Raw genomic sequence first — 11,910 nt, 5'->3', positions numbered from 1 at the left:
ATCACTGCCTTATTGTGGTTTGATAGAAAATCGATAATCCGGAATAATTAGGTAGAAGGAGGATTGTATATCCTGTAATTATGTTTTATCTTGTATGAAGGGGAGGGGATAATACCTATGTTTGTTATAGCGGTAATGACTATACCTTATTGGATAATGCTTTATCAAATTCAGGATTGGTAGTGGGGAATGCAACCTGATTAAATTCATACTTATGGAGCAGTCAACTATTTTCGGGGGACAGTTTGAAACGGAGTTGCTAATACGCAGGCGAGATCTCATGTCTGTGTTGTTTAAAATCTATCTCTGTATTGGTTTTTTATTTTTCTTATTCTGCATGGGGAGCCTGATCTTCTTGCTTTTAGGGCGGAAAGGTGAATTTAGAATATACCAGCTAAGGGACCCGCAGGAAATGATTAGGATTTTCCTTGGTTTAATATTATTGATGGTAGGTGCTTTTATTTCATCTGCTTCATTGTGGTGGGAGAAGAAGTGGGCTGTGCAGGTTAATTTGATTTTATTGGGCGCGTATTTCCTGATGCAGATAGGGAATTTTTTTTATTTGTTGTATACGAGTGGCCTTTCTTTGATAAATACTGCAGGATTATTTGTTGTGGGTTTGGGAGTACCTTATTGGATACTGTTGTTTAGAATTCGGCATCGTTGGGAGAATGAGGCTGTGTCGAAGAAGGAGTTGGAGGCGAAAGGCATGTCTAACAAATAATAATTATGCTCGCTATTAAAAAGGAATGATACCCAGTCAATAGCAATTATGCTCGCTATTAAAAAGGAATGATACCCAGTCAATAGCAATTATGCTCGCTATTAAATAGAAATGATACCCATTCAATAGCAATATGCTCGCTGTTAAATAGAAATGATACCCATTCAATAGCAATATGCTCGCTGTTAAATAGTAATGATACCCAATCAATAGCAATTTATGCTCGCTATTAAATAGCAATGATACCCAGTCAATAGCAATTATGCTCGCTGTTAAATAGCAATGATACCCCAGTCAAATAATAATTATGCTCACTATCAAATAGCAATGATTCCCCTATCAAAGCAATTATGTTCCCTAACCATATAACAATGATACCCCCTATGAAATAGCTATTGTATTGCGTATATTTGCAATATAATAATACCTATGGAGCAACCAACTATTTTCGAGGAATCATTCGGGACGGAATTGCTTATACGCCGTCGGAGCCTCCTGCCTGTTTTTCTTAAAGTGTATATCTGGATTGGGATTGTCATTTCCATCTTATTTTTTATAGCTGTTCTGATAGGATTAGGATTTTCGGCAGCGGTGCTCAGGAGGGAAAGCGTTGCTGGCTGGGGCTATGGTATTGCTGGTTTGGCTAGTATGGCCTTTTTATTTTCCGGGGTTATATTTTCAAATACTGCTACGCTTTGGTTTGAGTTGAAATGGGCGATCCGTTTTAACTGGGTCATGGGAGCGATATGGGGTGTGCTTTTGTTGCTGGGATTATTTATGCGGACTACGGGGATTGGATCGTTTTTGATAGTGGCGTTGACGATTCCTTATTGGGTGATGATATATAAAATCCAGTATCAGTGGGAGAATGAAGGCGTTTCAAAGAGGGAGCTGAATAAGAAGAGTATACAATAAATTACCGGCCCCTAAAAGGCAGTCACTTTACCACAACAATACCTAACCGATTACATTGTCTTATACCATGAATGCACAATTTATCTATCTGCTCGTTTTTATCTTAGGAGTCGTAATGGCCGTCTGGATGCAAAAGCGTTTCTGTATTCTTTGCGATGCCAGTAGTATAGACCCTAAACCATTTAGTTATGCCAGATTACAATTACTCTGGTGGACCTTTATTATCCTGGTGTCTTTCATCAGTATTCTTGCTGCGACAGGAAAGATGCCTACTTTCGATACTTCTACCTTATTACTCCTGGGTATCGGAGCGCTGACTACCGCCTCTGCACGTATTGTAGATGTGGCAGATGATAACAAATACAAAGAAGCTGTAACTGAAGCTACTGCTGAGGATGAGGCTACACCGCCAAAAAACTCCAAAGATATGAAGAGTGAAGGTTTCTGGCTGGATATCCTGTCAGATAAAACAGGCATTAGTATTCCACGTTTTCAGGCGGTGGTGTTCAACCTGTTTTTCGGGATCTGGTTTATCTGGAGAACGGTGATTAATCTGCATCAGGCAGGCTTTGGTTCTTCTGATGAAGTGATCGATAAAATTATGCCTATCATACCACTCAATAATCTCATTTTATTAGGCATCAGTGCAGGTACTTATGTGGCGCTGAAGTCGTCCGAAAATAAGTAGTATGAAGTCATTACCGGAAAGACAGCTGGAGTTTTTGCAGTTGCTGAAGAAACAGCCCCGGTGGATTACGGGTCCTTTGCACATGCGGGGGATCAATGACTTGCTGGCTTACCTGGTGATGGATCTGGGTGGGGCAGTGAGTGTTGTGCATTTTTCCCTGGAAGAGGAGAATCAGCTGACCATGGTGGCGAAGAAGGTAGATGCGCTGTCATTTGAGGAGCGAATGCATGAGCAGGAGAAAATCTTTTTCCATCTCATGTTGATTGCGCTTTGTGAGGCGGTGACGGTTAGGGTGGATCACTTTTTGTTGCAGGCATTTCAGGGGGAGTGTACGTATAGTGTACTGGAGGATTCTACAAGGGGAGAGCTAACGACGAAGTTTAAATTCAGGAGGGATATTTTGGGGGAGTATGAGCTGGACTTTGCATCGTTGAGTTATGGAGCACAGCAGTTGGCTTATCTTACGCCGGGGTTGAAAGTGTTGATGGAGCAAGGATATGGGGAGCGGCAGCGGAATGTGTATTGTTATCCCAAGGGAGTGTTGGATTTTATGGATTATGAGTTGAACCTGAAGGGGAGTTTTTATCAGTATACGTTTTCGAGGCAATATGTGGAGGAGGTGGTGGATGGGTATCATTATCGTATTGGGATTTGTTTTGGAAGTACAGGGCAGTTCAGGACGTTTACGAATTATAGGGAGTTGAAGCGTGGAGGGGCGATTGAGGAGGGGGTATTGAAAGGGTTGATGATGGGGATTCAGGAGGTGGCGAGGAGGGAGGATATAGAGATTATTATTGGAAAGAGTTTATTGCTAAAAAGGTTATATTGTATTGCGGCGGTGGCGGGGAAGGAGTTTAGTTTTATTGAGCGAGAGGCACCTGATCATGTGTTGGATATGCCAGAGTTGGAAGAGGTGGTGAGTAGGGTTGTGTATGAGGCGGTGTTGGAGTTGGAGGATAGTGAGAGTGTGGGGATGGTGAAATTGTTTAAGAGGCAGGTGTAGAAATAAGAAGCAGGTGTAGAAATGAGTGGAAGGTAGAGATATAAGTGGCAGGTATAGAAGTGAGTGGCCGGTATAGAAATGAGTGACAAGTGTAGAAATGATTGGCAGGCATCGAAGTGAGCGGCAAGTGTAGAAATGAGTGGAAGGTATAGAAATGTGTGGCAGGCATGGAAGTGAGTGGCAAGTGTAGAAATGATTGGCAGGCATGGAAGTAAGTGGCAAGTGTAGAAATTAGTGGCAGGCATAGAAGTAAGTGGCAAGTGTAGAAATTAGTGGCAGGCATAGAAATGAGTGACAGGTATAAAAATGAGTTGCAGGTATAGAAATGAGTGAGGAGAGTAATGGTTGAAGGAGGTGTTTCGAAAGAATGCAATGTAAGTTGGCTTGGATTGAAGCAGTGCCAGCAATTAAGACGTAATAAAGCAACGATGGAACAGAACACCATTTTCGATAAAGCCTTTGAGGAAGAAATCAGCATACGCAGACGCGACCTTATGTCTATATGGTTAAAGATCTATGTATGGGGTGGAATGATTATCGGTGCTGCTATGGTGATCACATTGATTGCAACCATTTGTTATTTATGGAGTACCGAGGGGACGAACGGCACCTGGATAACTTACCTGTCTTATGTGTTTTTTCTGGTAGTGATTTTATCATTCTTTTTGAAACACTACCTGATGTGGATGGAAGCAAAGCAGGCAATCGTGTGGAATATTATTATTGGCATACTCTGGTTTGTTATCGTTCAATTTATTTTGTGGATGAACTTTATGAGTTTGTTAGTTTTGTTGGAAGTATTAATCCCAATCCCTTACTGGATCATGTTGTTTCGTATTAAATATAAATGGGAGCATGTAGCTGTAGCGGGGAGAAAAAAATGAATATGCAGGAAGAGAGTATTTTTGATAAAGAGTTTGAAAGATCGCTTTTAGTGCGGCGGAAAAAGATAATGCCCTTCTTGTTGAAGGTGTACATCTGGATGGGGATAGCATTGGGAATTGTACTGGGTTTGATATTGTTTCCTTCGATTCCTGATAAGGAACAGCCGGGTATTGCGTTTTATTTATCTGCTCTTGGATTTGCTATTGCGATGGTAGGTTTGTATATCCTGAAGTATGTTTTATTATTACTGGAGGTTAAGTCTGCAATCAGGTGGAATTGGTGGGTAGGTGGCTTTTGGAATTTGTTTTTGATATTGGTGTTTGTGAATGCCGAGCCTGATTATTATATATATATTATTGTACAGTTGGTTGTGAGTGTCCCTTATTGGGTGATGTTATTTAAGATGCAAAGAAAGTGGGAGCACGAGGCGGTTTCCCGGAGAAGGTTCAAATTTAATTTTAATGAACAGAAGAATTAAGGAGTGCTTTTACCAGGCAGTTTTATTATAGTCAGTAATGTATTATTGATCGCTTTTACCAGAAAGTTTTATTGCAGATAGTAATGAATCATTAATTGCTTTTACCAGGCAGTTTTATTGCAGTCAGTAATGAATCATTGATCGTTTTTACCAGGCAGTTTTTATTATAGTCAGTAATGAATCATTGATCGCTTTTACCAGGCAATTTTATTGCAGATAGTAATGAATCATTGATCATTTTTACCAGGCAGTTTTATTTGCAGATAGTAATGAGTTATTGACCGCTTTTACCAGGCAGTTTTATTGAAGATAGTAATGAATCATTGATCGCTTTTACCAATGGTACAGGTATTTTGACCACTTTTCTATCATAAGTGATTAACCCATTTTCTTCTCTTTCTACATCAAAAGGTTGTGTATAAATAGCCCCTGACAAACCCGCCTTTTCATACAAATACAATAATTGCATGAGTGCCTGGTAATAATCAGGAAAATCCGCACGGGTGATATCGAGATAACTATAAGATTTTGACGGATCCCAGCGATGCCCCTCTATACTTACACCCAGCCCGCCCCATTCGCCGAGTACTGCCGCTTTTTGAGGGAGTGCGGGGCCAATGGAAGGACCAGGATATTTATGGACATCTACAAAATCACTTCCTTCCCACATGATGGAAGGATAACCTGCATTGTATTCATCCATATTGGCACCGGAATGGGCGTTGAGCAGGCGACCGGGATTGTATTTTTTTAGTTGGGTGGCGAGGCGTAACTGGTCGTAAGCACCCCAGCCTTCATTGAATAATGTCCAGACGATGATGGAGGGAAAGTTGTACAATTGCTGTAACAGTTTGGGGCTTTCATCTTCAAATGCACTGGCATCCGCCGCCGTGAAACCTGCCGGTGGGATGAGGTCCTGCCATACGAGCATGCCGAGTTTGTCGCAGTAGTAATACCATCGGTCGGGTTCGATTTTGATGTGTTTGCGGATGGTGTTGAAGCCCATTTGTTTGATGATCCTGATGTCATAAGCGAGGGCGCTGTCAGTAGGGGCGGTGTAGATGCCGTCAGGCCAGTAGCCCTGGTCGAGGACACCGAGGTTAAATGTGTAGTGGTGATTGAGGTAGATGCGGGGATGGCCGGATGGGTCTTTTTCTAAGCTAATCTTGCGCATGGCAAAATAGCTGGTGATGCTGTCGGTGACTATGCCGTTTTGTAGTAGGCGGATGGTAAGGGGGTAAAGGTATGGATCTTCGGGGCTCCAGGCGTGAGGAGAGGGGATGTGAAGCGTAAGGGTGTCGGATGCAAGACTGTCGGAATTAGGTAAAGCATTTTTATCGAAGCTGCTATTAGCAATTAAATTGTTGGAAATTGCCTGAAGAGTATATTGGCCACCAGTAGATGACAGCGATACTTTAATCTTTAGCTCACCTGCATCCAGATCCGGCGTAAGTGTGAAACCGGCAATGTAAGTATCGGGTACTGTTTCTAACCATACGGTTTGCCAAATGCCGCTGCAGGCCGTGTACAATATTCTTCCTGGATATAGACTTTGTTTGCCATGAGGATTGTTGCCCTGGGAGGTAGGGTCGTAGACGCTGACGAGCAGTTCATTGTTGCCAGGTTGAAGAAAAGAGGTAATATCATAGGAGAAGTGATGATAGCCGCCAAGGTGTGAGCCGAGGAGCTGGCCATTCAGGTATACGGTCGCTTTCCAGTCGATGGCACCGAAATGAAGAAGGGTGCGTTGTGTTAGATTAGCAGAACGATGTGGTTGAAAGGTGGTATGGTACCAGAGGCGCTGTTTGGGCAGCAGGGCTTGTTGTACGCCTGAGAGCGCGGATTCTATGGGAAATGGAACCAGGATTTTTCCCTGGTAACTGGTAGGAGCCGTTGCGTCCCAGTTGGTGATAGCGTAATCCCAGAGGCCGTTGAGGTTCTGCCATTCGCTGCGAACCATTTGAGGGCGTGGGTATTCAGGGAGTGGGTGAATGGGGGAGACTTGTGAGGCCCAGGGAGATTGAATGGGGATTGACTGCATGTGCCAGGCAGAGATGGGGCGGGCTTTGACATGCAGGAAGGTGTTGTAAATGAGCAGGAGGGTTAAAATTTGGAGGATCCTGGGTTTCATTGAAGGTAAATATAGGGGATGGGTTGAGGGAGGAGTTAGGAGATAGGAGAATTTATTGGTAGATAATGACAGTTTTATGTATGGATACTGCTGCGATTTTTGATGATGAGTTTTTGTCCGACCTGAAAGTCAGAAGAGGGCAATGATGCCGATAACATTGAAAGTATATTTCTGATTAGTAGTAGTTTTGAGGGGTATTTAGAAAAAAGTGCGGGTACCATTGAGATTTGTTATGTGAGGGTCGTTATGGTACCCTTTAGAGTTTGCCAGATTTTCCACGATGGTTTTTAGTACCCTTTAGATGTTTACCAGATTTTCCACCATGGTTTTTTAGTAGTAAGTGTGGATGTGGATAAAGGTTTTTTTACTGAGCCAGGTTTAGGCGTTTCAAATCCCATTAGGTTAAATTCAAAAATTCCATCATCCTCAAAAAGATTCACACCAGTGTACCTTTTATATATTTCAGCGACAAAATTTTCACCTACCTGGCATTCTTCATAAGGCTCTTTACCATCTAAATAGTACATTCTTTTTTCACCTTCCAGCTTAGATTTTGATAAGAGTGCAAGTTCTTCCTGCAATGGCTCACCGAAGTCAATGATAGTACCTTCATCTGCATTTCCACATCTTACTCGAATCTTTTCTCCGTTCTTTATGAGCGCATATCCCCAGTGGTTTACGCCGCTATGCAATTGCATTGTACAAATTTCAGAAGCTGGGAACAAGGCCGTGAGTACCTGTTCATATTTTGATAATTCTTTACTGAAGGAAAGCTCAGTGATTTGCCAGGAAGAAATGACCAGATGCTGGTGGTATATACCAACGAAGATCTGTTGTTCTTTAGGGTAGATCGCTACATCATATGGTTCGTCCCCGGTTTTTTTAAATTGTTCAATACCCAGTTCTTGTAGAAGCTTTTCAGCATCGACAGTGGTGACATTACTGATGATTAATGAAGCAGTTTTCCATCCCATGATATTAGCTTTTAAATCCGCTGATTTTGTATTTGTTTCCTTCTTTTGTTACAAAGAGTCTTACAAATCTTCTTTTCTTTTCGAAGTTATCGAAAAATGATACATTATATAAGTTAGGCGTTTTAGCATCTTTTTCGATACGAATTGTTTTTAGCCAATCCTGATCTGCATCTTGTGCATTTACATAAGGATCGCAATCCATTTCTTCCTGTATTCGTGGTAAAGAAGCAATTAACTTAGCCGTACTATATTTTTTCTGAATTTTTTCTGAAGCAGCAATTCCATCCATTTCAAATGTAGAAATATATGCCTTATAGAAATTCGACAACATTAGTTTAGCACTGTCTGTTTGCGCGTGTGCTACCTTAGCAAATAACAATACATGCAGCGAGAATAGGTAGAGAATATTTTTAATTTTCATGGGGTAAATTTACTTAAATGCTGTTTAATAAATTTGAAGCCGGTGTTAAATAAACAAGCCGCCCAAAATGAGCGGCTTGCTATCAATGATTTGATAATATCAGTGTTTAGGACTCTTGTGCATCTGAAATTTTACGCCCGGTCAGGTGCTGCCTGTTTAGGTTAATGAATGGGACCTGCCATTATAGGAGCCCTTTGTTTTTATTTCAGTAAATCAACTATCTTCTTAAAGATCTCGGTATTCTCATACACCCCTCTAAACAATAATGAATTCGGCCCATATGCAAATACTGGTACCATCACGGCTGTATGATCATTTGTACTAAAATGACCGTCTACCTGCCCTTTTGCAATATCACCATCTAAAAGAGACAATCCCCCTGTTTCATGATCAGCAGTAACAATCACCAGCGTATGCCCATCTTCATCTGCAAATTTCATAGCCTCACCTATGGCTTTGTCAAAGTCCATCATCTCAGCTACTACATAAGGTACCCTGTTAGCATGGCCACCATAGTCTATTTGCGCACCTTCCGCCATAATAAAAAAGCCTTTCTTATTTTCATTCAGGGTACGGATTGTTTTGGTCAATGCTTTTGTCAGGAACTCACCGCGACCTTTTTCCATTGACAGCTCTGCCTGGGTAGTCAGGTTGATATATTTTGAAGATTGAATGGTATCGAGGTCTGCTAAGTTCGTGGTAAAGCTGTAACCTTTCTCTTTTAACAATGCAGGCAGATCCATCTTATCGGCACGGGCATTGAAATGACGAGGTGCACCACCGATTAATACTGATACAGGGCTTTGGAGGAAATCCTTTGCAATAGCATCTTCATAGCTTCTATCCTGTGCATGGGCATAGAATGCAGCCGGCGTAGCATCTGTGATATCACCGGCGCTGATGATGCCTGATACATATCCTTTGGGCGCGATGATATCAGGAATAGCTGGCATTGCAACGCCTGTGGCATCTACACCTATATAGCGGTTATTGGTTTTCTTGCCGGATGCCATGGCGGTACCGCCGGCAGCAGAATCGGTAATATAGCTATCCGCAGAGTAGGTTTTAGAGAAGCCGATGTTCAGCATCTCTAATAGGTTCAGCTGACCGCGGTTGCCTGTGAAGCCGGAGTAGATCTGGGTCAGTCCCATCCCATCACCAATCAGCAGGATCACTTTATTGATGGTGATCAGGCTATCGTTATTCACATATTTTGCCTGGTAAATAGTGTGTGGCAATGCATCGCCATTGAACTCAACATTCTTACGGTTGGAGAGGAAGTCAGCGATTGCTTCTACCTTGTCCGTATTGATATAGTTCACACCCATGTTCATGAATGTCTTCCAGGTATTTGGATTATCAGGGGTATCCCAGAAACGAACTTTTTTACCAAGTGTATGTACGCTATCGATCCAGTGTTGAATGCGGTCATGTTCAGGCTTTACGATGATCCCTTTCCCGTTCCACTGGGTAAAGTTTTTCAGGTCAGTACTGTACATGGGAATACGTTTGACAGCATCGGCAGGATAATGCCCTTCACGCTTGCCATCGAATAAAATATAGGAGGGGTAGGTGTGCCAGAGTTTAGGATCGGGCTGATTGCCGCTGATCACGATCTGGATAGTAGGATTGTTGGTAATAGCGGGATACTTAGCCAGGATCTTGATGAGCGCTGTCATCGTGGCGATGCTGTCTGTTTTAAAATCGATCAGGAGCTGGAGTGTGTCGGTGGAATTTGGATAAGCGGTACCCTTATTCTTTTTAATGTTGTTTTGTAGGGGAATGAGGTAGAGGGATTCGAGTGTGCGGTCAGCAGTCAGTTCTTTTGACTCGTGGGCCACCCAGAGGGAGTTGTTTTGGGTGTATACATCGGCTTCGATGCTACCGAAGTGACGGGTGTAAGCGGAGAGGAAGGGAATGGGTTGTTCGTAGTCGTTGTGGGAGTGGGCGTTGATGGGCGTGTAGGTATAAGTCTTGGGATTAGATTTGGTTTTAGAGCTGGTGTTAGTATTAGTGTTAGTGTTAATGTTGGTCTGGGCCTGCGCCTGGGTTTCCTGGGTTTCGAAGGTTGCAAAAAGCAGTGAAGCTAAAAGTAGTTTTTTCATTGATAAAAGTTTGAAGATCCCGCTCCCCTGCATGGGAAGCGGAATCATATAATTTAAAGATTTATTCCCATCCGGCATTCTGGGTGACTACCCCATTGCTGCTCGTTACTTCGGTTCTTGGTACCGGCCATACATTGTGTACGGAAGGGTTGAAGTTACGTGCAGGCCATACTACAGCACCTGAATAACCGTGCAGTGGTTGTGCATAAGCTGCTTTTGCATCACCCCATCTTACCAGGTCTTCGTGACGGTTTGCCCATTCACCTGCCAGTTCTGAACGACGTTGTTTTTTCAGTTCGGTCATGTCAGCATTTGTTACGCTTGACAAGCCAGCACGGTTACGGATCATGTTGATCTCCACATCTGCATTCTTACCCTGCATCAGTTTTGCTTCTGCTTTGATCAGAATCACTTCTGCATAGCGGATCAGTGGCAGGTTCAGGTCAGTGGTTGGATGATCACCGTTCGGGCTCACGTGTGTCTTGTTAGCATAGGAGAATGGCTCCATATACTTGCGGAACTGATAACCAGACAAGCTGTTTGTAGAAGCATAGGTCCTGGCTTCACCGAAGTAAGTAAAGGCATCTCCTGGTTTCAGGATAGTGGCTTCTCTGCGTTTGTCACCTGCTTCGTAGGAGTCATACAGCTCTTTGGTTGGCATATAATAGCCCCAGCCGTTGTATTCCCCCCATCCTTTGTTCTCCAGCATTACACCTGGCAGAATGCTACCCCAGCCACTTGGTGACTGAGAGTTTGAATATACAGACCAAATATATTCACTGGTCCAGTTATTAGCAATAGTAAATACATCAGCGAAATTTGCCAGCAATGCATGCTTGCCACTGTTGATCACGGAGTCAGCGTATTTTTCTGCATTTGCATAGTCCTTTTTGTAGAGGTACATTTTGCTCAGGAATGCCCATGCCGCTGTCTTGTGAGGACGGCCATACTCAGTAGTTGCGTAGGTGTCGAAGTAAGGGAGGTGGTTAGCTGCCTGTTGCAATTCTTTTGCAACATAGTCATATACCACGTCTACATTGGCAGCACGGGGAATAGGAGCATCGCCTATTGTGCTGTCGCGGTTTACGATAGGTACACCTGCGCGTGCATCGCCGTAAGTGTAAGCCAGTTCGAAGTACATGAGGCCACTGAAGAAGTAGGCTTCACCGAGGATCCGGTTTTTCAGGGATTCATTCATGTCGATACCGGGTACGTGTTTGATCACATCGTTTGCACGTTTGATCACGATGTAACGCATTTTCCACTGGCCTTCGGTGTAGGAGCCACCGATAAAGCTGCTGTTGAAGTTCTTGATGTTGTCACCTTCTGCTTTTACACGACCGGTTACCATGTCGTCACTGGCGTTGATGAACCACCAGTAGCCACGGCCATAGAAGTTTTCGTCGTCGAACTCGGAGTACATGGCGTTTGCACCGGAGAGCGCGTCGTTCTCATTTTGCCAGAAGTTACCACTGGTAGGGGTACCTGCCGGGGTGATGTCCAGCTTTTTGTTACAAGCCGCGAGCAGAACGATGGATAATGATAAAGATATAAGACGTTTCATTATTGTTGTATTAGTTGCCTTG

The 11,910-nt window shown here is 43.1% G+C and carries 11 protein-coding genes; 6 read left to right on the top strand and 5 right to left on the bottom strand.

Features of this window, described 5'->3' with window-relative positions; genetic code table 11:
- Nucleotides 1-214: 214 nt before the first annotated feature.
- The 6 genes from DXN04_RS15365 (at nt 215) to DXN04_RS15340 (ending at nt 4,693) form a co-directional block, all read left to right on the top strand.
- Entirely contained in the window at nt 215-724 is a 510-nt protein-coding gene (locus tag DXN04_RS15365; RefSeq protein ID WP_116854227.1) for a hypothetical protein, read from the top strand.
- A gap of 429 nt (nt 725-1,153) precedes the next feature.
- Nucleotides 1,154-1,639 (top strand): hypothetical protein, encoded by a 486-nt coding sequence (locus DXN04_RS15360; protein ID WP_116854226.1) that lies wholly within the window; start codon nt 1,154-1,156, stop codon nt 1,637-1,639.
- 67 nt (nt 1,640-1,706) lie between these two features.
- Nucleotides 1,707-2,327 carry a hypothetical protein gene (locus DXN04_RS15355; protein WP_116854225.1) on the top strand — a complete coding sequence of 207 codons (621 nt, stop codon included), beginning with the start codon at nt 1,707-1,709 and terminating at the stop codon, nt 2,325-2,327.
- Between the two features lies 1 nt (nt 2,328).
- Nucleotides 2,329-3,330 (top strand): hypothetical protein, encoded by a 1,002-nt coding sequence (locus DXN04_RS15350; protein WP_116854224.1) that lies wholly within the window; start codon nt 2,329-2,331, stop codon nt 3,328-3,330.
- Nucleotides 3,331-3,758: 428 nt separating this feature from the next.
- Complete coding sequence (locus tag DXN04_RS15345) at nt 3,759-4,214, top strand: hypothetical protein (protein ID WP_116854223.1); 456 nt, start codon at nt 3,759-3,761, stop codon at nt 4,212-4,214.
- A 2-nt stretch (nt 4,215-4,216) separates the two neighbouring features.
- Nucleotides 4,217-4,693, top strand: coding sequence for a hypothetical protein (locus tag DXN04_RS15340; RefSeq protein ID WP_147319938.1), 477 nt, complete (start codon nt 4,217-4,219; stop codon nt 4,691-4,693).
- Between the two features lie 274 nt (nt 4,694-4,967).
- On the opposite strand, the gene DXN04_RS15335 is transcribed toward DXN04_RS15340, so the two are convergent.
- The 5 genes from DXN04_RS15335 to DXN04_RS15315 form a co-directional block, all read right to left on the bottom strand.
- Nucleotides 4,968-6,824 carry a glycoside hydrolase family 2 protein gene (locus tag DXN04_RS15335; protein ID WP_116854221.1) on the bottom strand — a complete coding sequence of 619 codons (1,857 nt, stop codon included), beginning with the start codon at nt 6,822-6,824 and terminating at the stop codon, nt 4,968-4,970.
- 305 nt (nt 6,825-7,129) lie between these two features.
- Nucleotides 7,130-7,798 carry a DUF6928 family protein gene (locus tag DXN04_RS15330; RefSeq protein ID WP_116854220.1) on the bottom strand — a complete coding sequence of 223 codons (669 nt, stop codon included), beginning with the start codon at nt 7,796-7,798 and terminating at the stop codon, nt 7,130-7,132.
- 4 nt (nt 7,799-7,802) lie between these two features.
- Complete coding sequence (locus tag DXN04_RS15325; protein WP_116854219.1) at nt 7,803-8,219, bottom strand: DUF3828 domain-containing protein; 417 nt, start codon at nt 8,217-8,219, stop codon at nt 7,803-7,805.
- 200 nt (nt 8,220-8,419) lie between these two features.
- Nucleotides 8,420-10,324, bottom strand: a complete 1,905-nt coding sequence (locus tag DXN04_RS15320) for an alkaline phosphatase (protein ID WP_116854218.1) — start codon at nt 10,322-10,324, stop codon at nt 8,420-8,422.
- Between the two features lie 61 nt (nt 10,325-10,385).
- On the bottom strand, nt 10,386-11,888 hold the full coding sequence (locus DXN04_RS15315; RefSeq protein WP_116854217.1) for a RagB/SusD family nutrient uptake outer membrane protein: 1,503 nt from the start codon (nt 11,886-11,888) through the stop codon (nt 10,386-10,388).
- Nucleotides 11,889-11,910: the final 22 nt, after the last annotated feature.

Origin of the sequence: Chitinophaga silvisoli (genome assembly GCF_003412465.1) — a bacterium.
Lineage (GTDB): Bacteria > Bacteroidota > Bacteroidia > Chitinophagales > Chitinophagaceae > Chitinophaga > Chitinophaga silvisoli.
This window is presented reverse-complemented; position numbering and strand designations above follow the sequence as displayed.